Annotated in this window: 18 protein-coding genes; 4 read left to right on the top strand and 14 right to left on the bottom strand. The window is 69.0% G+C overall.

What is annotated here, in order from left to right:
- Positions 1 to 180: 180 nt before the first annotated feature.
- Both CLV29_RS16990 and CLV29_RS16985 read right to left on the bottom strand, forming a co-directional pair.
- Positions 181 to 1,245, bottom strand: coding sequence for an AMP-binding protein (locus CLV29_RS16990; RefSeq protein ID WP_279586480.1), 1,065 nt, complete (start codon positions 1,243 to 1,245; stop codon positions 181 to 183).
- Positions 1,179 to 1,823 (bottom strand): AMP-binding protein, encoded by a 645-nt coding sequence (locus tag CLV29_RS16985; protein WP_279586457.1) that lies wholly within the window; start codon positions 1,821 to 1,823, stop codon positions 1,179 to 1,181. Before CLV29_RS16985 ends, CLV29_RS16990 begins: the two co-directional genes overlap by 67 nt.
- A gap of 123 nt (positions 1,824 to 1,946) precedes the next feature.
- Between CLV29_RS16985 and CLV29_RS06745 the strand changes: the two genes are divergently transcribed.
- Positions 1,947 to 2,915, top strand: coding sequence for a queuosine salvage family protein (locus CLV29_RS06745; protein ID WP_208292789.1), 969 nt, complete (start codon positions 1,947 to 1,949; stop codon positions 2,913 to 2,915).
- Positions 2,916 to 3,020: 105 nt separating this feature from the next.
- On the opposite strand, the gene CLV29_RS06740 is transcribed toward CLV29_RS06745, so the two are convergent.
- The gene (locus CLV29_RS06740) at positions 3,021 to 4,676 is read right to left on the bottom strand and encodes a DEAD/DEAH box helicase (protein ID WP_481819216.1); all 1,656 of its coding nucleotides are present in this window, start codon (positions 4,674 to 4,676) and stop codon (positions 3,021 to 3,023) included.
- 277 nt (positions 4,677 to 4,953) lie between these two features.
- Between CLV29_RS06740 and CLV29_RS06735 the strand changes: the two genes are divergently transcribed.
- Together CLV29_RS06735 and CLV29_RS06730 are read left to right on the top strand one after the other, a co-directional pair.
- Positions 4,954 to 5,712, top strand: coding sequence for an SDR family oxidoreductase (locus CLV29_RS06735; RefSeq protein ID WP_133754188.1), 759 nt, complete (start codon positions 4,954 to 4,956; stop codon positions 5,710 to 5,712).
- Between the two features lie 59 nt (positions 5,713 to 5,771).
- Complete coding sequence (locus tag CLV29_RS06730; RefSeq protein WP_133754187.1) at positions 5,772 to 5,951, top strand: hypothetical protein; 180 nt, start codon at positions 5,772 to 5,774, stop codon at positions 5,949 to 5,951.
- Between the two features lie 958 nt (positions 5,952 to 6,909).
- Here CLV29_RS06730 and CLV29_RS06725 read toward each other — a convergent pair.
- Positions 6,910 to 7,167 carry a DUF3107 domain-containing protein gene (locus CLV29_RS06725; RefSeq protein ID WP_243831775.1) on the bottom strand — a complete coding sequence of 86 codons (258 nt, stop codon included), beginning with the start codon at positions 7,165 to 7,167 and terminating at the stop codon, positions 6,910 to 6,912.
- Positions 7,168 to 7,595: 428 nt separating this feature from the next.
- Here CLV29_RS06725 and CLV29_RS06720 point away from each other — a divergent pair, with 428 nt between their 5' ends.
- Positions 7,596 to 8,402, top strand: a complete 807-nt coding sequence (locus tag CLV29_RS06720; RefSeq protein WP_133754186.1) for a sulfurtransferase — start codon at positions 7,596 to 7,598, stop codon at positions 8,400 to 8,402.
- 211 nt (positions 8,403 to 8,613) lie between these two features.
- On the opposite strand, the gene CLV29_RS06715 is transcribed toward CLV29_RS06720, so the two are convergent.
- Genes CLV29_RS06715 through CLV29_RS06670 form a run of 10 tightly spaced genes read right to left on the bottom strand, consistent with a single transcriptional unit; the run spans position 8,614 to position 21,608 of the window.
- Entirely contained in the window at positions 8,614 to 9,483 is an 870-nt protein-coding gene (locus tag CLV29_RS06715) for an FHA domain-containing protein (protein WP_133754185.1), read from the bottom strand.
- Positions 9,484 to 9,488: 5 nt separating this feature from the next.
- Positions 9,489 to 10,766, bottom strand: coding sequence for a vWA domain-containing protein (locus tag CLV29_RS06710; RefSeq protein ID WP_133754184.1), 1,278 nt, complete (start codon positions 10,764 to 10,766; stop codon positions 9,489 to 9,491).
- Positions 10,763 to 12,052, bottom strand: coding sequence for a PP2C family protein-serine/threonine phosphatase (locus CLV29_RS06705; RefSeq protein WP_243831774.1), 1,290 nt, complete (start codon positions 12,050 to 12,052; stop codon positions 10,763 to 10,765). The genes CLV29_RS06710 and CLV29_RS06705 overlap by 4 nt, the downstream gene beginning before the upstream one ends.
- Positions 12,049 to 14,427: a serine/threonine-protein kinase gene (locus CLV29_RS06700; RefSeq protein WP_133754183.1), complete on the bottom strand. Its 2,379-nt coding sequence runs from the start codon at positions 14,425 to 14,427 to the stop codon at positions 12,049 to 12,051. The genes CLV29_RS06705 and CLV29_RS06700 overlap by 4 nt, the downstream gene beginning before the upstream one ends.
- Positions 14,424 to 15,617 carry a hypothetical protein gene (locus tag CLV29_RS06695; RefSeq protein ID WP_133754182.1) on the bottom strand — a complete coding sequence of 398 codons (1,194 nt, stop codon included), beginning with the start codon at positions 15,615 to 15,617 and terminating at the stop codon, positions 14,424 to 14,426. Before CLV29_RS06695 ends, CLV29_RS06700 begins: the two co-directional genes overlap by 4 nt.
- Complete coding sequence (locus CLV29_RS06690; RefSeq protein WP_243831773.1) at positions 15,614 to 16,606, bottom strand: glutamate ABC transporter substrate-binding protein; 993 nt, start codon at positions 16,604 to 16,606, stop codon at positions 15,614 to 15,616. The genes CLV29_RS06695 and CLV29_RS06690 overlap by 4 nt, the downstream gene beginning before the upstream one ends.
- Positions 16,603 to 17,976, bottom strand: a complete 1,374-nt coding sequence (locus CLV29_RS06685; RefSeq protein ID WP_133754181.1) for a hypothetical protein — start codon at positions 17,974 to 17,976, stop codon at positions 16,603 to 16,605. The genes CLV29_RS06690 and CLV29_RS06685 overlap by 4 nt, the downstream gene beginning before the upstream one ends.
- Positions 17,973 to 19,784, bottom strand: coding sequence for an AAA family ATPase (locus tag CLV29_RS06680; RefSeq protein WP_133754180.1), 1,812 nt, complete (start codon positions 19,782 to 19,784; stop codon positions 17,973 to 17,975). Before CLV29_RS06680 ends, CLV29_RS06685 begins: the two co-directional genes overlap by 4 nt.
- Positions 19,781 to 20,326: a hypothetical protein gene (locus CLV29_RS06675; protein ID WP_133754179.1), complete on the bottom strand. Its 546-nt coding sequence runs from the start codon at positions 20,324 to 20,326 to the stop codon at positions 19,781 to 19,783. The genes CLV29_RS06680 and CLV29_RS06675 overlap by 4 nt, the downstream gene beginning before the upstream one ends.
- Positions 20,327 to 20,330: 4 nt before the next feature.
- Complete coding sequence (locus CLV29_RS06670) at positions 20,331 to 21,608, bottom strand: toxic anion resistance protein (protein WP_133754178.1); 1,278 nt, start codon at positions 21,606 to 21,608, stop codon at positions 20,331 to 20,333.
- Between the last annotated feature and the right edge of the window lie 69 nt (positions 21,609 to 21,677).

Genomic DNA, 21,677 nt, shown 5'->3' with positions numbered 1-21,677 from the left:
GCGTGCGAAAAGGTGCGGACACCGAGGGAAGATGGCGCAGAGAAGCGATGCAGGGCGGCGAAAGTCAGGCCAGGCGAAAGCTCGGGCCAAGAGTGCGTCGACTGCAGCGCGACCGTGATCACACCGGCCGATGCCGCCAGCGGCCGGTCTCGCCCGGGACCGCAGCCCGCGAACTCGTCCTCAGCCCAGACCGAGTTCCCGGGCGGCGTCAGCCCGCATCTCGACCTTCCGGATCTTGCCGGTGACCGTCATCGGGAACTCCTCGGCAAGCAGGACGTAGCGCGGGATCTTGAACCGGGCCAGCTTGCCGGCGCAGAACTGCGCAACTTCCTCGGCACTCAGCGAGCTCTCGCCACTGCGCAGCCGGACGAAGGCGCACAGCTCCTCGCCGTACTTCTCGTCCGGGACGCCGACGACCTGCACATCGGCGATCTTCGGATGGGCGTAGAGGAACTCCTCGATCTCGCGGGGATAGATGTTCTCCCCGCCACGGATCACCAGGTCCTTGATCCGCCCGTTGATCGTCACGTACCCGTCCGGTCGCATCACCGCCAGGTCCCCGGTGTGCATCCAGCCCTCGGCGTCGACGGCTTCGGCGGTCTTCTCCGGGTCCTGCCAGTAACCGAGCATCACCGAGTACCCGCGGGTGCAGAACTCACCGACCTGACCGCGTGGAAGCACCTGCCCGGTCACCGGATCCACCACTTTGATCTGCACATGCGGGTGCACCCGGCCGACCGTGGCGGTACGCCGCTCGACATCGTCGTCGCGCAGGGTCTGGGTGCTGACCGGGGAGGTCTCGGTCATCCCGTAGGCGATCGACACCTCAGACATGTGCATCCGGTCCATCACCTGCCGCATCACCTCGACCGGACACGGGGAGCCGGCCATGATCCCGGTGCGCAGGCTGGCCAGGTCGTACTCGGCGAAGTTCTCCAGACCGAGCTCGGCGATGAACATCGTCGGCACTCCGTACAGGGCGGTCGCGCGTTCGTCCTGCACCGACTGCAAGCTCGCGGCAGGGTCGAAGGCGGGAGCAGGAATGATCATGGTCGCGCCGTGGGAGGTGCAGCCCAGATTCGCCATCACCATGCCGAAGCAGTGGTAGAACGGGGGAGCGATGACGATCTTGTCGTTCTCGGTGATACCGATCCGGTCGGTGACGAAGAACCCGTTGTTCAAGATGTTCCGGTGGCTGAGCGTGGCGCCCTTGGGGTAACCGGTGGTGCCGGAGGTGTACTGGATGTTGATCGGGTCGTTCGGTGACAGCCCTTCGCCGATCCGTTGTACCTCGCCGGGTCGACGGCGTCGGCACCGGCGAGGAAGGCCGACCAGGACACGGGCTCCATGATCACCACATGCCGAAGATCCGGCAGTTCACCGCGTACCGATTCGATCATGGCCGGATAGTCGCTGGTCCGGAACGCGTCGGAGGCGATCACGGCGACACAGCCGGACTGGTTGAGCGCATAGGACAGTTCGTGGGTCCGGTACGCAGGGTTGATGTTCACCAGCACGACGCCGATCCTGGCGGTCGCATACTGCACCAGCACCCATTCGGCACGATTCGGCGACCAGATCCCGACCCGGTCACCGGTGCCGATACCGAGTGCCAACAGAGCCCGGGCGGTACGGTCGACCTCCGCACCGAACTCCGCCCAGGTCCAGCGCCGGCCGGTGAAGGACTCGACCAGCGCGTCACGGTCTGCGGATCGGGCGATGGTACGGGCGAGGTTGTCGCCGATCGTCTCCTCCAGCAGCGGAGGATCGGTCGGCCCGGCGTCGATCGAGAGTTCCTCGGAAGTGACCACGATGTCATCCATGGGACAGCACGCTACAACTCCGCGCAGATCAACGGCAGGCCCCGGGGCGGATCGGTCCCAGCCGGTCCAGGAGAAGACGAGCCTGACTGCACCGTGGGTCCGCTCCCGTGGCAGCCTTGGAGCGTGCCCACCCCCAGCGAACCCGGCCCGGACCTGTTGGCGCGCGTCGGTGACGAATGCGCTGCTGCGGCACAGCGGGCCCGTCATGTGCGGATCGACCCCGAAGCCCTCGCCGACTACACCGATCGCCTCGAGCTGGGGGCCGAGGCGGTCCCGGTCTTCGATGCCGAACACCATTACCGCGGCGATCCCTCGAGCACCGTCTTGGCGGTGCTCTGCCTGGATGCGGTCAACTTCGGGTCCGGGTGGTTCCCCCGATTCCGCAAACGGCCCGGTCGCTCGGGCTATCTCACCGTCGCCGAGTCCCTGCGGGACTGGTTCGTGCAGAATCCACCGACCGCGGCGGAGCTGGCGGGAGTGGAGGTCGATCGGGTGGGTGCGATCTTCGGCCAGTCAGGCAACCCGCAGGTGGCCGACCTGATGCAACTGTTCGGCACGGCGCTGAATCAGCTCGGCAGCTTGCTGGTCAGTGACTTCTCCGGCGATCCGGAACTGCTGGTACGGGCCGCCGATGGGCAGGCGGGCCGACTGGTGCAGGTGCTGGTACAGATGCCGATGTTCGACGACGTCGCCACCGTCGACGGCCGGCGCGTGAGCTTCTTCAAGCGGGCCCAGCTGACCGCGGTCGATCTTGCGCTCGCACTGCCCGACCACGAACTGGGGCATTTCGATGATCTTGATCGGTTGACGATCTTCGCCGACAACCTCGTACCCCATGTCCTGCACACCGATGGGGTGCTGGAGTACGACGCCGAGCTCACCGAGCAGATCGCGTCGGGGCAGCTGCTCCCCGCCGGGTCACGCGCCGAGGTGGAGCTGCGGGCGGTGGCGATCCATGCCTGCGAGCTGATGGTCGATCGGCTCGGCGGACGTGCCACCGCTGCCGATCTCGACTACCTGTTGTGGAACAGAGGAGCTGACCAGCGCTACCGGGACCGTCCGCGGCACCGCACCGAGACCTGGTTCTACTGATCGACTTCCGCTCGCAGCGATCACCCGCCCGGAGACGACGACAGCCCGGTCGAGGACCGGGCTGTCGAGTTCGATCAGCTGCCCGGGTGGGCAGCCGGTGATCGGTCAGGCGTTGCTGTTCGCCTGGGTCGGTGCGGACTGTTCGCCACCGTCGCCACCGCGACCACCGCGCCGACGACGACGCCGACGGCGGCTCGGTGCCTCGCCGGTCTTCGCGGCGTCCCCGTCGGAGTGGCGCTGGTCCGTCTTCGGCGCGGTGTCGGTCGACTTGGCCGAATCCTCGGCGACCGGCTCCCCGTTGTGGGTCCGGCGGCGGTTGCGATCGCGACGCGGGCGCTCCGAACGGGGCCGTTCGCGGCCCTCCTCGCGGGGCTTGCGCTCCACCGGCTTGGCCGGCTTCAACCGACCCTTGGTCCCCTCGGGGATCTTTAGGTCGCTGAACAGATGCGCCGAGGTGGAGTAGGTCTCGACCGGGGTGTCGTAGGGCAGACCCAGGGTCTTGTTGATCATCTTCCACCGGGCGACATCGGGCCAGTCGACGAAGGTGACCGCCACCCCGGACTTGCCCGCACGTCCGGTACGGCCGATCCGGTGGACATAGGTCTTGTCGTCATCGGGGCATTCGTAGTTGATCACGTGGGTGACCCCGGTGACGTCGATGCCACGGGCGGCCACATCGGTGGCCACCATCACGTCGACCGAACCCTCGCGGAACTTCTTCAACGCCTTCTCCCGGGCGACCTGGGTCAAGTCACCATGGATCGGGGCGACCGAGAAGCCACGCTCGTCCAGATCGTCGGTGAGCCGCTGGGCGGCCCGCTTGGTGCGGCAGAAGATGATCGCCCGGTCGCGGTCCTTGGCCTGCAGGATCCGGGCCACCACCTCCGGCTTGTCCAGGTCGTGTGCCTGGTAGACGAACTGGGAGGTGGCCGGGATGGTCTGGTTCTCGCTCGCGCTTTCTGCCCGGATGTTCATCGGCTGGCGCAGATGACGGCGGGCCAAGGTGACGATCTGGCTCGGCATGGTGGCCGAGAACAGCAGTGTCTGCCGCAGTGTCGGGGTCTTCGCCAGCAGCTTCTCCACATCGGGCAGGAAGCCCAGGTCGAGCATCTCGTCGGCCTCGTCGAGGACGGCCACCTTCACGTGGCTGAGGTCGAGGGCGCGCTGGTTGGCCAGGTCGAGCAGCCGTCCGGGCGTACCCACGACGACGTCCACACCCGACTTCAACGCATCCAGCTGCGGCTCGTACCCGACACCGCCGTAGACGGTGAGGATCCGTGCCTTGCGGATGGTGGAGGCGGTCTGCAGATCCTTGGCGACCTGGCTGGCCAGCTCGCGGGTGGGGCAGATGACCAGTGCCTGCGGCTTGCCGGCGGCCTTGTCTGTCGGGGCGTCGGCACCGAGGCCGATCCGCTGCAACAGGCTGATGCCGAAGGCGAGCGTCTTACCCGTACCGGTCCGGGCCTGGCCGATCATGTCGGTGCCGGCGGTGGCGATCGGGATCGACATCTGCTGGATCGGGAACGGTGAACTGATGCCCACCTGTTCCAGGGCGGCCACGATGTCGGGGTGGACGCCGAGGTCGGCGAAGCTGATCGCCTTGGCCTCATCGGTGGTCACGGTGACGGTCTCACCGGTCGGCTCGACCGCGACGGCGGCATCGGCCACCGGTGCCTCGACGGGCTCGGTGGTACCGAGCGTCTCGAGGGTGTCGTCCGGGGCGGAAACCGCGATGGAATTGTCTGTGTTCTCGGTGTTCAGGATGTGTGCCTCAGTGCTCTGGATCGCACAGCGGCGATCCTGGGATACGCCTCCCGGCACAACGCCGGACCGGCCCCGTCAGGGCGGTCACCTGCATCGCCACAAGCTGTCGTCGCGGGCGAACGCGGTGCGCAGGAGGGTACGGCTGTTCGGGCCGTCGGCGGCCATTCTACCCCACGTACCCGGTCAGGGTCGGATCACCCGATGTCGGGCCTGCCGTCGGCCGCCACTGAACGAACGCTAAGCTGCCTTTCGAGTTCAAGCAGAGGAGTACGCAATGCAGCGTTTCGACGGCAGGGTCGCACTGGTCACCGGTGGCAGCAGGGGAATCGGCCTGGGGATTGCCTCCCGGCTGGCCGCGGAGGGGGCGCGGGTCTGCATCACCGGCCGCAGTGAGGACAGTCTGGCCGCCGCCGCCCGGGAATTCTCCCCCGAGGCGGTACTGACGGTGGCCGGCAAGAGCCAGGACCCGGCTCACCGAGCAGCGGTCCTCGACGCGATCGCCGAGCGTTTCGGACGGCTCGACGTGCTGGTCAACAACGCAGGAAGCAACCCGGTGTTCGGTCCGGTGGCCGAACTGGACCCGGTCGCGGCGGCGAAGATCCTCGAGATCAACCTGTTGGGCACCTTGGCCTGGAGCCAGCAGGTGGTGGCCGATGCCCGGCTCGGGTTCGCCGAGCACGGTGCGATCGTGAACATCTCCTCGGTCAGTTCCAGTGTGCCCAGCCCGGGGATCGGTATGTACGGCATCTCCAAGGCGGCGATCGATCACCTGACCAGGACCCTGGCGGTCGAACTGGGGCCCAACGTGCGGGTGAACGCGGTGGCGCCGGCCGTGGTCAAGACCGACTTCGCGAAGAAGCTGTACGAGGGCAGGGAGGAGCAGGTGTCGGCGGCCTATCCGCTGAAGCGGCTGGGGGAGCCGGCCGACATCGCCGGCCCGGTGGCCTTCCTGGCCTCCGACGATGCGGCCTGGGTGACCGGTCAGGTGCTCGACGTGGACGGCGGTCTGCTGGTCGCCGGGGGTACGGCCTAGCCTCCGGTCGGTCTGGCGGACCCTGTGCCGCCGTCGGGCGCGATCTCGCCGAGATCGAGGTGTCGGTCGGCGTCAACGGCCGCGGCCGCGACGGCCACCCGATCGGCCTGCCCGACGACACGGCCGATGCCCTGCACGGCGCCGGTGCCCGACTGTTCACCGTCGGTGTCGGCGGCCCGGATCATGACCTCGACGGGCTCGCCGAATGGGTGGCCTGGCGAGACCAGCACAACGCCTGAGCCTTGGGCCTTGGAGTCCTGCTGCCTTGGAGTGCTTGAGTCGTCTTGAGTCTGGGAGCCCTTGAGTCGTCTTGAGACTTGGGGCCCTTGAGTCGTTTGAGACTTGGTGCCCTTGAGGTCTGGAGTCGTCTTGAGGCCCTGGGGGTCGCGAGTCCTCCGGGTCTGCCGCACCCTGACACCGCTGCAGTGGCTCCAGAACCCGAATCCGCCTCAGAAACTCTCAATTCGGCCAACTGGAGCCACGCCAGCGGTGTCCCGAGCTCAAGCCGCGGAACCAATCCGTTCACCAACGCGCACCGAGACTCTCACCCGACCCGCAACCCCGACGCCGGAGCATGGGACTCCCCAACACCGCTGCAGTGGCCCCAGAACCCAGATCGACCCCGAAACTCCGCAGATCGGCTGACTGGAGCCACACCAGCGGTGTCCGATCGGCTCCACATCCACACCGAGAGGCGGGTCGCCCTTGCGACTGTGCCGACGGTGGCCTCCGGGCAGTGCAGGAGTCTGCGAGACGGGCAGCGAAGCCAGACTGGTCAAGCCAGGTGCGTCAGGACTGGGCCTATGAGACGAGCAGCGGCCAAGGACTGCGTCGTGACAGACCAAAGCCCCGGCGACTCGAGGTCGCCGGGGCCAAGCCGAACTGGTGCGAGCGTCGCCTCTCGGCGAGTGGCGCGACGCGGTTCCAGCCGAACGGTATTCCGCGAAGGCAATAGGTGAGGCCCGGGGACACGTTCCGCACCAGCACTGGGTCCAACGAGCAAGTCGGACGAACTATTCCCCGTCCGTACCCCGGGCGATCTGCGATCGGCCTCGAAATAGATCGATTCGGGGTCCACGCGGGTGCACCCCGGTGGGCTCGTGGATGCCGGTTTCCATGCGGGTGCCGGGTCCGACAGGTGAAGGGCTCCCCGGGACGATCCCGGGGAGCCCTTCACTGTTCGATGGCGTGATGCGCTCAGAGAGCGCCGAAGCCCACCCGCCGTGGGTTCTCCTTGCCCAGGTCGAGGTAGGCCACGAGCTCGGCGCGCACGATCACCTTCGAACCCTTGGTGTCGGTGATCTCGAAAGCCTCGCCGGACTTGAGCGCCTTCTGGTAGGCCTGCTGGATCGAGTCGGCCGAATCCTCGGTCTCGACGGTGAGTTCGCGCGCCACCTGGCGCATTCCGATCTTGACTTCCACGTGTTCCTCCTGAAGAGCGTCCTCGGTGTCCACCCTTGCACAGTGCAGGGCTCCGGGCCCGTGGTGTTCGCACACGGCGCAACCGTGTCGGCCGATGATCATGCGCTGGTACGCGCTGGGCTGGCTGGTGGTGGCCAGCCGCCGCGGCGACTTCGGCCTGCCGGTGCTGTCCGCGTCTCCCGTACCAGCCGGGTCCGTGCGGTCGGTTCGGGCTGCGCGCGGCTGCCGCAACGAATCCGTCAGCGACAACGGCCCCCTGATCGGCCATCAGGGGGCCATAACCGCTGAAAAAACCGGGCGGCGGGTGTCTCGGTGCCGGGTCGAGGCGGAGGCGTCGGGGGAGGCAGCGGGCGAAGAGGGCGAGGGTTGGGGAGGGCGAGGTCGCGGTGGAGGCCTGGGCGGATGCGGGCCCGGCGAGTGATGGCGACGAGAGCCCGGGCCCAGCGTTTAGGCTGTGCGCCGTGTCCGACGTCCTGAACATCTCCGCCTACCTGTTCACCCCGCTCGACGATCTCGAGCGGTTGCGGTCGGTGCTGCTCGAACGGGCGGTACGGGCACAGCTGAAGGGCACCATCATCCTCGCCGGCGAGGGCATCAACCTGTTCCTGGCCGGTGAACCCGGGGCGGTCCGCGGCTACGTCGACGACCTGCGTACCGATCCGCGCTTCGCAGCACTCACCCCGAAGGAGAGCTGGAACGAGGCCCAGCCGTTCGGCAGGATGCTGGTGAAGATCAAGAACGAGATCATCCGGATGAACCACCCGACCATCCGCCCGGCGGAGGGAAGGGCGCCGGCGGTGGCCCCGCAGACCCTGCGTCGCTGGCTCGACCAGGGCCATGACGACGACGGCCGCGAGGTCGTGCTGCTGGACACCCGCAACGACTTCGAGGTCGACCACGGAAGCTTCGACAATGCCGTGGACTGGCGGATCGAGAAGTTCACCCAGTTCCCGCAGGCGCTGCAGGCACATCGAGGGGACCTGGCGGACAAGACGGTCGTCAGCTTCTGCACCGGGGGTATCCGCTGTGAAAAGGCCGCGATCCACCTGCGGGACCAGGGCATCGACGCCCACCAGCTCGAGGGCGGCATTCTCGGCTACTTCGAGCATGTCGGGGGAGCGCACTGGAATGGTGAGTGCTTCGTCTTCGACGAACGGGTCGCCCTGGCCCCGGACCTGAGTCCGCGGGAGGTCGTCGAGGAAAAGCCCGAGCCTGCTGGGCGGCCGCGGCGGCGCGGGATACGACGCGCCGAGTCACCGACCGACTGAGGCGACCACCGGCAGTGGGGTGCCCGCCGGGCGACCCGGTGCCTCATCGAGAACTCGCGCCCTCACGGCGACCGCTCGACCGACCGGAACGAGCCCTCGGTCGGTCTCAACCGAAGGACGACGATCCGGGCCCAGGCGCCTAGTCATCCAGACAGCCTGATCACGAGCTCAGTCCGTCACGACGGACCGCTCGACCGACCGGAACGAGCCCTCAGCCGGTCTCGCCGGGCAGTGCCGGACGGAGCACGATCCGGGTCCAGGCACCGAGATAGATCCGGTCGTCGGTGCCGATCTCGCGGCGTTGCCCCGGTCGCAGCGGCTCCTCCGGCAACGGCTCTGCGATGCCGGCGACGAAGGTCCCGTTGGAGGAGTCGAGATCCTCGATCCACCATCGCGAACCGTCGGTGGTGAGCTGTGCGTGGCGGCGGGAGATCCCCGCATCGGGATCGCAGTCCAGGTCAGGATGGATGTTGCGTGAGCGCGACGGGCGGCCGATCAGCATCGACCGGTTGCGCAGCGTCACCAGCCGCGGCAGACCCGGAGAAGGCATCGGATCCGGGCTCTCCTGCAGGGCGTACCAGTCCGGGTCGATCCACAGCTCGGCTACCCAGGGCTGGCCCGGCGCGGCCGGGGAGACGTTCGGTGACCGCGGCGGTGTGGCCTGCGACCCGGCATCGGTCGCTGGCCCGGGCGGGACCAGCGGGCCGGGAGCCGACTCGGAAGCCGGCTGAGGTGCCGAGTCCTGCGCTGCCGATTCCTGGGCCGCCGGCTGCGGAGGAGCCGCAGGCGAGGGATCGGGCGCAGGCCCCTGCGACACCTCGGCCGACGGGGCTGGTGCGTCGAGATCGAGCACCGATGCAGGACGCGGCAACGTACCGGTGGTGAAGTCGTAACCACAGGCCTCGCAGAACAACGCACCCTGCGGTGACTCCGCACCGCAGTGCGGGCAGGTACGCACCGGCGAAGCGGCCGGTGGCTCCGCTGCCGCCGCGGGGGCAGCAGCGGGTGCATTCAGCGGCGTACCGCAGACATCGCAGTAGTCGTCGGCTGAACTGTGGTGACCGTCGGGACAGGTGGGCATCGGCATCAGCCTCGGATCCGGGTGGTCTTGGTCGACGCCGTGTCCAGCGCCATCTCGTCAGCCTTGTCGACCGACGCCTTGAGACGAACGGTACCCGTCTCCGGATCGTCGATGTCGACCACCTTCCGCAAACGCGAGGTCGCCTCCTCGTTGCCGGTGGCCGCAGCCAGCTGTACCGCCCGGCCGAGCCGGGTGGTCGCCTCGTCGGTACGACCGGCTGCCTTGGCCGCCAGTCCCTGCTGGATCGCATCGGCCAACTCGGTCTGCCCGGTGTAATGGGCGACGGCCGGGTCGATCCGGGCCGTCAGCGAGTCGTCATCGGACCAGCGGGCCTTCACCAGCCCCTGGGCCATCGTCTGTTCACCGACCACGATCTGCACCCGGGCGGCCAGCTGTTCCTGCCCGAGCTCCCGGGCGGCCAGACGGACCGCCACGTGGTAGTCGCGGGACTCGTCGGACCACGAACCCGTCGGGTAGTCGACGGTCAGCGGGTTCACCTGGCTGGCCCGTCCGGTCAGGTCCTCCACCTGCGGCAGCACCTGGCGGCAGAACAACACCTGCGCCCCCTGCGGAGTCCACACCCGCAGCGCCGCATCGGCGACGCCGCGCGACATCGACTGCTGCACCAGTTCGGCGAACACCCGGGGCATGTCCTCGGGACGGGGAATGATGTCGACGGTGCCGAGCAGGGCCTGGGAGATCCGGCGTACCTCGCTGACCTTCCAGTCGGTGCCGACACCCCGGCAATCGGCCTGGAAGGATCCGAGACAGGCATTGATCGCTTCGTCCAGCTGAGCCGGTGTCTCGTTGTGGTTCTCCCCGTCGGTGAGGATGATCGCATGCCGCTGCGGCAGGTTCGGCACCGAGTCGAACAGCGCCCGGGTCAGGTTCAGCCAGGAGCCGATGGCGGTCCCGCCCTGGGCCCGGAACGTGGCGATCGCGTTGATCGCCTCGAAACGGGTCTGCGGGGTCATCTGCACCATGCCCACCGCGCCGGGGTTGCGCGGATAGGCCAGGAAGGCGCGGTGGTTGCCGGCGACGACGGCGAACCAGGTGCCGTCGTGGATGTTCTCCACTGCGGCGACAGCGGCCCTCTTGGCCAACTCCATGTTCGCCGAACCCATCGAACCCGAGGTGTCGACGGCGATGATCTCCCCGGCAGCACCCCCGCCGGCGCCGGCCTGACCGGCGCCGGTGCAGCTGAGGTTGACGATGGCATGGACATCGGTGCCGCCGGCCGGCAGGAACTCGTTCTGATAGACGGCTGCGGTGAACTCGGTCACGATGTCTCCTCGGTTGGCAGTGCTCGAGCAGGTACCGGCTCCGGAGCGGTCCGGGGAACCGCGGGCGCTGGTGGGGGAACATTATCGACCGGCGGGTGCGGTGGCCGGTTGCTGCGGGTCGGACTGTCCGACTCCAGCGGTGAGGGTTCGGCCTGCCCGGTCGTCCGTACCGGTCCTTGCCACTGTGCGTTGCCGAATCGGGCCAGGGCGACGGTGATGTTGTCGCGCCCGCCCTGGTCGCGTGCCCAGGCCACCAGCAGCCGGGACAGTGCCAGCGGGTTGTGATTGGTCGGCGGATCGGCCAGCACGGCCTCGGCGAAGACCCGTTCCAGCTCCTCCGGACTGGACGCGTAGTTCCACAACCCGTCGGAGCAGACCAGCAGCCACCCCGGTCCGGGGGCGGCGAACTGACCGGTCTGCGGGGACAGATCCGGTGCATCGGCACCCAGCCACTTGGTGATCGCGTGGGCGCCGGGCCCGTTCTCGGCGGTGGCCCGGTCCACACCCATGGCGATCCGGGCCTGGGCCACGGAGTCGTCGGTGGTGATCAGCGCCGACGCACCGGAGTCGGCGATCCAGTAGATCCGGGAGTCCCCGAGGCTGCCCCAGGTGATCAGGCCGTCATGCACCGTGGCGGCGACGAAGGTGCACGACGGCGCATGGGCGGCATCGACCGGGACGGTGGACGAACCGACCACCGCGGCATTGGCGGTGGCGGCTGCGTCCACCATGGTCTGCACCGCCGCCGCATTGGCCGAGGCCGCCGTCCCCAGCCCGCTCGGCCGGGTGCTGACCAGCAGGTCCCGGGCCGCTCGGGCCGCCGCCAGGGAGGCGACATCGGAGTCCGGCGCGGTGGAGACGCCGTCGCAGACCACCAGCACACCCAGCGAACCCGGAGGCTCCTCGGCGGCCAGTGCCATGGCGTCCTCGTTACGCTGGTGACGCAGTCCGAGATCGGAGGTACCGGCCAGCCAGCCGGCCGGGGATTCGCTGAAATGATCCCGCGGCAGGGTCGCCTTCGTACCGCAGACCTCGCAGTAGCCGTCGACGGACACGGTGGCGCCGCACTCGGCACAGGGACGCCGCTGCTGGTCGAAACCCAGGTCCGGACTCTGCGCCCGTACCGACCTGCTGAGGTGCACCGGTACGTCGTCGACGAACTCGCCCGGCGGTTCGGCGGTGGGATCGAGTTCACCCCCGCAGGCCTCGCAGAACGACTCGTAGGGCTGCACTTCGGCCCCGCAGCTCGGGCACTGCAGTCGCGATGCCGAGGTCGGCTCACTCACGTCATGCTCCAGTTCCTGATCGCATTCGCCTTGTCCACCCAGTCGACCCGCTCGGCAGGGAGCTGCCGGGCCAAGGACCGGTACCGCTGTTCCAGACCGTCGCGCAGGGCGACCTCCTCGGCGGCGAAGCCACCGATGGTCACCTTCTCGGGCCCGCTGCTGCGGACCATCCACAACGCCCGCTCCAGGATCGAGGCCATGAAGCTGTCCCGGTCGGTAGGGTCCATCTGGGTCTCGGCGACCGCTTCCTCGGCGGCCAGCAGCTCGGTCACCCCATTGCTCATCGTCAGCAGGTGCCGGGCCCGCAACTGGGATGCCTCACCATGTGCCCGGCTGGTGGGCGGGATCGCCTCCAGAGCCTTCGCAGCGCCGACCAGGTCGTCGGCCCGGGCCCGCAGTCGGGCGATGCCGAAGGCGGCCGGAACCAGGTAGGAGGCGTCGGTCGCGGCGCAGATCTGATACATGGACTCGGCCAGTTGCGGCTGGTCACCCAGTTCACAGGCCAGGCCCAGCGCCAGCTTTGGGGCGAGTTCACCGGGAACCTGACCGTAGACGGCGTTGAAGCACTGTTGCGCCTCGGCCCACCTGTCCTGCCGCATGGCGACGACACCCTGCAGCCAGACCGCCCGCCATTCCCACGGATCCTCGTCCAGCAGCAGGCTGCACTGTTGCTCGGCACCGGCGAAATCACCGAGGTCCACACAGCACCGGGCTCGGTCCAGGAGCACCTCCGGGCTGTCGGCCGGTGCTGCGCGCAGCAGCGCCAGACGCTCGCGCGGATCGGTTTCGTCGATGCTGGCCAGCCAGGCGAACTGAGGGTCGGTCGGATCCTCCCGCAGCATCGGCAACTGCCTGTCCGACAAGGTGTTGCCGGTGACATGCGGGGTGGTGAACAGTACCGACGGGGCAGAGGTCAGCGCAGTGCCCGGGGTGGAGCGCCCCACCTCCTCACGGAGCAGGCCCAACAACTGGGTACGCATCTCGTCGGCGGTGGCGAAGCGGTCCGCCGGGGTCGGGGCACAGGCCTTCAGCAGCAACCGATGGAAGGAGTCGTGCTGCCCGAGCAGGGGGATCTGCTCCGGACCGGGCAGCGAGTCCTTCCAGCTGGTCTGGTAGCCGCGGAACTCCGCAGCCAGCACCAGCAACGTCCGGCCGACGGTGTAGATGTCGGAGGCGATGCTGGGCCCGACCCGCGGCACCTCGGGGGCCTGGTAGCCGACCGTGCCGTAGATGGCCGATTCGTCGTCGTCGATCCGCCGGACGCCTCCCATGTCGATCAGCTTCAGGCCGTCGCCCACCTGGATCATGTTGTCGGGCTTGAAATCGCAGTACAGCAGGCCCAGGTCGTGCAGGTACTGCATCGCCGGCAGGATCTCCAGGATGTAGGCGATCGCCTCCGGCAACGGCAACGGGTTGTAGACCCCGTTGTTCTCCCGCATCCGGTCCTTCAGCAACTGCTTCAACGAGCGCCCGCCGACGTACTCCATGACGATGTAACCGGCACCGTCGTGGTTCACGAAGTTGTAGATCTCGACGATCGAGGGATGCTCGACCTGGGCCAGGAACCGTTGCTCGGCGATCGCGGCGGCCAGGGCATCGGCGTCACCGGAGTTCAACAGGCCCTTGATCACCACCCAGCGGTCGGAGACGTTCTTGTCCCGCGCCAGATAGATCCAGCCCATGCCGCCATGGGCCAGACAACCGGCCACCTCGTACTGGTTGGCGACCAGGTCACCGGCCTTCAGCTTCGGATCGAAGGAGAACGGATTGCGACACTTCGGACAGAACCCCGAGGTACGACCGGGACGGCCGTCGCGGGAACGGCCGACCGGGCTGCCGCAACTGGGGCAGTAGCGCTTGTTCTCCGGCACCACCGGGTTGGCCATCACCGCCTCGGCCGGATCCTGTGTCGGCGCCGGATCCACCCGCAGCAACCCGGCACCGATCCGGCTGGAGGCGCGCAGACGCTGCGAACCGCCGCTGCGCCGGGTGAGGACGGTGCCCGAGCCGGACATCCGGGCCGAACCCATGGCGGTCGACTGCAGGCGCGAAGAGCCCTGGCTGCGACTCGACCCGACCGGTGATTCCAGCGGGGACGGGGTCGCGGCAGCCGGGCTGCCGCAGACATCGCACCAGCCGTCCAGGATCCTGCCCGGGCACCCGGGCCGGGCACAGGCGTTCGCGGACTGCCCGCGCTGTGGGGCAGGGGCGACCCCGGTGGGTACGAAGGGCTGGGTCGCCGGACCGTCCAGTGGTGACGGTGTGGCGCCGGGCGCGGTCGAACCGGTGCCGCCGGTCGTCACTGCGGGCATCCCGCAGATCATGCAGTAGCCGTCGACGATGTCTCCCGAACATCCGGGCTGGGTGCATTTCATGACACGGCTCCTGAATCCGAGCTGACAGGGTTCTGGTTGGAACGCCACACGAGAGCCTCGCGACCGGCCTCGATCACCCGGCCGGTCAGCGGCAGGGGGCAGGGGCTGCAGGTCAGCAGTTCCTCGGCGAGATCGGTCAGGGTGAGCAGCGTCGGGTCCTCGGCCACCCCGATCGAGGCGGCACGACGCTGCACCGACGCCAGGTCGCTGCGCAGTTTGGTGTGCTCCCCGAGTGCCTGGCTGTAGGCATGCTGCACGACCTGCATCGCCGCGCTCACCTGCTCCAGCCGGGACAGGTAGGCGGTGACTTCGGGTTTGCCTGCCGGCGGCGGGCCGAGGGCGGTGACATCGGGCAGTGCGTACTTCGGCGCCGGCTGCACCCGGCGTACCGTCTGCTCGATCAACTGCGCCAAGGCGGCGGACCGGTCGAGCAGATCGGCGCGCAGCTCCTCTGCCTGTTCGACCAGCGCCCGCCCCGCCCGGCGCTCGGCGCCGCCGACGATCAGGTCACGCTCCATCCGGGCGGCCTCGATCTCGACCGGACCGATCATCCCGCCGATGTCCGCGCCACGCTCGGAACGGCTGAACAGGTCATCGGTGCGCAACTGCAGTGCGGCCAGTTCCCGGGTGGGTGCGGCCTGCAGCTCGGCGGGCTCCCAGGCGATCTGGTCCCGGATCCGCTCGAGCTGGGCCCGCAGGTCGCGCAGGCGGTGGCGCAGGCGGTCCACCTGGGGGTCATCGGCCAGCCGTGCCCGCAACTGGGCGGCCAGCGCGTCGGAGAGTCGGCAGGCCTCGGGCAGGGAGACGGCCAGGCCGTTGCCGGTGCCCCGGTCGTCGTCGCGGCCAGCACCGGCGATCAGCGCCGGGTCCAAGGTGGCGTCCAAACGGCCCCAGATCAACGACGACAACCGTTCCAGCTCGACCCGGCCGACCCTGCCGGAGTCCCAGGTGGCCTCCAGCAGGTCGAGCCGGTCCGCGACCGCCTGCCACAGCGCCAGGGACAACATCATGTCCTTGGTCAGCGCGGTACGGGTCTCCGCGTCCTCGGCCAGGACCGCCTCGTCGAGGGCGTCGAGCTCGGTCTTCCGATCGGTACACCAGCTGATCATCGCGCTCAGGTACTGCTGCAACTGGGCGGGCTCGGCCGGGCGGCCGAGTGCACCTGGGGGTACGGGAGCCTGCGGGTTCATTCCGACCTGCCGTACTCGGGCTCGGGTGGTGAGGCCGGGCCGAGGTATTCGGCCAGCCAGCGGTCGTAGCTGTCCTGCCACCTGCCGTCCTCGGCACGCTCGGCCAGCACCGCGTTGACGAACCGGACCAGGTCGTCGTTCTCGGCATTCACTCCCACCCCGTAGGGCTCGGGCGTGATCGGGTCGGTGTCCATCACCTCCGCATTCGGATCCTGGCTGGCCAGCCCGGCGAGGACGGCGTCGTCGCCGATGATCGCGTCGGCCTGGTCGGTCTGGAACAGCCGCAGGCACTGGGTGTGGTTGGCAGCGTAGACCGGGATCGCCGAGGGTGCCTGTTCTGCGAGCAGGGCGGCCTGGGTGGTTCCGCTGGGCATGCAGACGCGCCGGTCGGCGAGGTCTGCCAGGCCGGAGATGTTCGCGTACTGACCGGCGAGGATCTTCGTCCCCGCGCGGTAGTACTCGGCGCTGAACGCGATCTCCTCCCAGCGGTCGCAGTTGATGGTGAAGTTGCGGACGACCAGGTCGACCTCGCCGTCGGCCAGCAGCGGGATCCGCTGGCTGGCCGTGATCACCCGTAGCTCGATGGCATCGGGGTCGTCGAAGATGGCCTCGGCGATGTCCCGGGCGAGATCGGTGTCGAAGCCCTCGATCTGCCCGGTCTCCCGGTTCCTCGCCCCGAGCAACCGGGTGTCGGAGGAGACCCCGACGATCAGTCGGCCGCGGTCGGCGATCTCGGCCATGGTCGACCCGCTCGGCATCTCCCCGGGGGTGGGCAGGTCACCGGAGGGGGCGTAGCTGCGCAGGGCATCGGGGCAGGTCGAGCCACCGGCCGGGGGCACCGCGGGTTCCTCACTGGGCGCGGTCGGCGGCAGTTCGGTCGGTGCATAGCTGGCGGTGCAGGCGGTGAACAGCAGGGCCAGTGCGGCCAGCAGCACAGCCCAGACCGGTGATCTGCGACCGGTACGACGATGGAGCACCGAGGTCCTCACACGAACTCCTTCATCCGCTGGTTGACACCCACCGCAGCCAGTACGGCTGCGGTGACCCCGAGCAGTCCGGTGAGCACGGCGGCCACCCCGAGCCAGGTGGCAGAGGCCGAGAGCTCGGCATCGACACGTACCGACAGTTCGTCGACCAGGGCGTTCGCCGCGTCGATGAACCGGCCGAACAGGGCATTGCTCCCACTGTCCTGACCGGTGGTGGCGATCTCCACCGCAGCCGACCAGTCACCGCCGGTGTCGGCCTCCACGATCGCCTGGTGGGCTGCCACGTAGTCCTGCCACGGTGCCTGCAAGGCCTGCGCCTCACCGGTCAGGTGCGACTCGACCTCCTCGGCCGAGGCGGCCCAGGACTCCTCGTGGGAGTCCCGGGCGGACTGCTCGATCAGCCGCAAGGACTCGTAGCTCTTGGCATCGGCGGCCGCGCCCTTGGCCGATGACACCTGGCTGAGCGCACCGACCTCGTGGTCGGCCAGTTCGCGGGCCATGGCCATCGAGGCGCCGACCGAGGCGAGGAGGGTGACCGCTGCCATGGTCGCGGCCACCGTGGCGGCGGCGAACGGTACGTTGACGTAGCGGCGGAAGCGCCGGGCCAGCCGGATCCACAGGACCACCATGGTCACCGGGGCCGCCAGGGCGAGGATCGCCAGCACCAGGCCGAGACCGCCGAGGTTGGAGATCTCGGCGTCGATCCGGTCGTTGTTGGCCTCCAGCAGGCGCTGGATGATCGGCATCGTCTCCGTCCGCAGGGCGTCGCTGCCGTCGGAGAGGTAGGCGGTACCGACCTGGAAGCCCTGCCGGTTGTTCACCCGGGCGGCCTCGATCGCCTCGGCGTAGAGCACCACCTGCTGGTTGAGGGCCGCGAGGGCCTCGGCATCGGCCGGCTGGGCGCGGCCGGCGGTGACGATCTCGGCACTTGCCCGCGCCATCGCCGCATCGTAGATGGCGAGCTGTGCGGCATCGTCGGCGCCGGTGCCGAGGAAGGCATTGGTGGCAGCGACATCGGCGTCGAGCAGGCTCGCCTGGATCGACTGGATGCGCAGCAACTGGGTGACATTGGCCTGCAGGGCGGTGACCGAGGATCGGTCCGAGGCCAACAGGCCGGTCGAGGCGACGGCCAGTACCGCACAGGCGGTGACGGCGATCACCAGCACCCGGCGGAGCCAGGCAGGTGTGCTCAGTGCCGGTTTCCGGGCCGTCGGTGGGTTGGCCCGGGCCGCCTCGGTGGCGGCATCCTGACCGGCCGGTGGCGCCTGCCTCTGCCGGGGCGCGGGTGCAGTTGCGGTGGCGGGTCCGGCTGCTGGGCCGGCCGGGCCGGGTGCGGGCAGCCCACGCGGGTCGGGGGACGGGAATTGGCTCATACCTGGTCCTTCTCGGTCGTGGCACCGACCGCCGGGGTCGGGGAGTCGAAGTCGACCAGGTCGATCTCCGGTACCACCTCGACCTCGGGAACCAGTTCGCTGGGGACGGTGACCGCCTCGTCGCCGGGGCTGTCCAGGTCCAGATCCTCAGGGAGCAGCAATCGCAGGTCCTGCACCGAGGGCGACTCCACATCCCGCAGCCGCCAGGCATGGCGGCCGATCGCCGCCTCCAGGCAGTTCCGGGCGAAGCGGGCGTTGCCGAAGGTCGGTCCCCGCTGCTGGGCAGCCACCAGCGCCGCGAACGCCTCGGAGGTCTCCGGCGCCAGATCGTAGTCGGCACCCTCGGCCAGCAGGCCGAAGATCTGCACCAGTTCGGCATCGGTGTAGTCGACAAAGTCGATGGTGGTACGGAAACGGCTGGCCAGGCCGGGGTTCTGCCCGACGAAGACCGCCATCGGCATCGGGTAACCGGCGACGATCACGACCAGGTCGTCGCGGCGGTCCTCCATCTCCTTCACCAAGGTGTCGACCGCCTCCTGGCCGTACTGGTCACCGGTCAGCGAATAGGCCTCGTCGATGAACAACACCCCACCGGCGGCCGATTCGACCACCTCGGCGGTCTTGATGGCGGTCTGCCCGAGATAACCGGCGACCAGTTCGGAACGGTCGACCTCCACCAGGTGTCCCTTGCTGAGCAGCCCGAGGGCCTTGTAGATCCCGGCGACCAGCCGGGCGACGGTGGTCTTGCCGGTGCCGGGGTTGCCGACGAAGACCAGGTGCCGGGTGATCGTGGGCTGGTTCAACCCGGCCTCGGCGCGCAGGCCCTCGACCCGCAGCACCGCGGCCTGCCGATGGATCTCCGCCTTCACCGTGTTGAGTCCGACCAGTTCGTCCAACTCGGCGAGCAGCTCCTCGACCGTGCGCGGATCCGCCTCGGCCTCGGCGGTCTCGGAGGCGGGTTCCGGGGTACCTGCCGCTCGGTCCCGGGTCGCCCGGGTGTCGTCGGCCGGGTCATCGCCGGCGGCCACCTGCTGGGTGTCCGGGGCCGGCGGGGCCGAAGTGACGGACCCACTCACCGGGGCCGGCTCGGCGGCTCGGGTTCCGGTCAGGTCGAAGGCGCCCGGGGTGAGTGGCAGATCGCTGTCCAGGTCCAACCAGGAGCCACTGCCGATCGGGGTCGGATGCGGCTGCGGCCGGCCGATCCGGGCCAACATCTCGGTCAGCAGCGCCGGTGCCCGGCGGGCGAATGCGCGGACCGGAGATTCCTCTGCGGCGAGCGACCCGGCACCGGCGGCTTCACCGGTGATCGGATCCGACGGCGCTGCCGGGGAGTGCTGCGGGTCGTGCAGCCGGTCGCTGGCAGCGACCGCGGCCAGTTGCGCCGCTGCCGCGGCCGAGGCATTGCCGAGAGTGCGCTGGTTCGGCGTACCCAGGCCCGCCGCGACGATGCACACCTGCGCCAGGGCCCGGGCGTAGCTGCCTGCCAGCGGGGAACGGGCGGCGATCAACTGGTCCAACAAGGTGGTCGGGGCACCCCGCCAGCGCCGCCCCCGGCGGGCCGCGGAGAGGAAGACGTCTGCGTCGACCGGGCTGCCGGTCTCCCGTGCCCACTCCTCGAAGGCCTCGGCCGACGGTTCGGCGACGGTGGCCGCCAGTCGGCTCGCCTCGGTGCGGGCCGCTGCGCTGGGCAGACCGGCCGATCCGGCCACTGTGGCGGCCTCGGCGATCGCCGAGGCCAGATCCGGCAGAGCCGGGGAATCGGCCCCTGCTCCGGCATCGGTATCGGTATGGCCGGGGTCGTCGGTCATGGTCCCTCCAGGTCGAGCGGATTGGAGCTGCGGGGCCGCGCCGGTTCGGCGGTGCGGGTGGGCGCGGTGCCTCCGAAACGTTCGGTGAGGAAGCGCCCGTGGGCGATCAACGCCGCAGCATCGGTCCGGGCGACCGCGTCCAGGATCTTGGCCATGGTGGCACCGAGCAGGTCCAACTGGTCGACCAGCAGCATCAGGGAGGTCTTGCCCCCCTCCACCGGGCGGGAGTTCGCCCAGTCCCGGGGCAACCGCAGGTAGGCGTTCAGCGCCTCCGGCAGGTAGTCGGTGGCAGTGGCCATCACGGCATAGGAGTCCGACGTGTTCAGCCCGGTGCTCCGCAACCGCGGCAGCGTGGCGCGTACCAACTCGGTCACCCGACCCACCCGGGCCAGGACCAGCGGCGGCAGCTGGGCGTCGCGGGCCAGCTCCTCGGTCCGGTCCAGGGCGTTCGCGATGTCGTCGTCGGTCGGTACGACAGGGGTGTCCACCGTCTCCGGTTCCAGTCGTTCGTTGACCCGAGCGACCCAGTCCAGAAAACCCATGGAGTCAGATTCCACTCCGGTCCGGACCGCCGCCCTCGACATCGAGGGCACCGGCGGCCAACCGTTCGTCGTGCTGGGCGACCCGCGCCAGATAGGCCTCGGACTTCTCCACCTCATGGCGCAGCACGGTGATCGTCTGCCCCATCGAGTCCAGTGCCCGGGCCTTGAAGTCGTCGATCGAATCCATCGTGTCGTAGATGTTCTGGAATGCCGCCTGCAGCTGCGGCAGGCCGATGGTCGCCGAGGCCGCGCCCTCATGGATCTTCGCCGAGTTGATCTTGAGCTGTTCGGAGGTGCGCTGGATCAGGCCGGAGGTGGTCGTGTTCAGGGCACTGATCTGGTTCAGCACCAGTTCCTGGTTGGTCAATGCCTGGGAGACGATGATCGCGGTCCGCAGCGCCGAGACGGTGGTCGTGGAGGCCCGGTCGACACCCTTCATCAACTCGATGTTGTTCTTGATGATGATGTCGATCGCCAGATAGCTCTGGATCGAGACCGCCAGTTGGGTGAGCAGATCCTGGTGCTTCTGCCGGACGTAGAACAAGACATCGGCCGACAAGGTCTTGGCTCGTTCGGGATCGGACAGCTCCAGTGCCGAGATCTGTTCGGAGATCCGGGCATCGAGCCGTTCGGCGATGTAGATGTACTGGTTCAGCCGGCCCATGGCCTGCCACAGGTTCTGCTTCTCCATGTTCAGCGCGACATTGTCCTTGGCCAACTCGTCGCGGCCGTTCTGCAAGGAGTGCAGAATTCCGTTGAGGTGCTTCTCGGCGTCCTGATATCGGCGGAAGTAGTCGACGATCTTGTCCCCGAAGGGCAGGATGCCGAGCAGTTTGCGGGTGCCGGTGGCCTGCGAGGGATCGAGGTCCTCGATGGTCCGCCGCAGGTCGAGCAGGGTCTTGCCGACCTGGGAGTTTCCGCTCAGGGCGCCTTCGTCCATCTCCTTCACCGGCCGCTTCAACAACCGGTTGGAGGTCTCGGCGGCACGGCGGATGTCGGCATCTCCCATCGAGCGGACGGCGGCAGCCTGGGCGTCCATCTCCGGCGACTTGGGCTGTGCCTGGCCGATCGCGGCGACGAACGCCTCGACCTTCGCCTCCAGCACCGGCACCTGCTCGGCGCTGACCGGGGGAGCCATCTTCGGTGCCTGGGTCTCGACCACCTGGGCGATCGGCGCAGGTGCCTCCAGGCTCAGCGACGCAGCCGGCATACCGGCGGGCGGGGCCAGCGGTGCCGGCGCTGCGGCGGCCGCGGCTGCGGGCTGTTCGGGGTATTGCGTCATCGGATGCCTCCCGTTGGTTGGATCACCAGCTCGCCGACCCCGGGGGCCGCCGACATTCGCAGGACAATC

It is taken from the genome of Naumannella halotolerans (genome assembly GCF_004364645.1).
Taxonomy (GTDB): Bacteria; Actinomycetota; Actinomycetes; order Propionibacteriales; family Propionibacteriaceae; genus Naumannella; species Naumannella halotolerans.
This window is presented reverse-complemented; position numbering and strand designations above follow the sequence as displayed.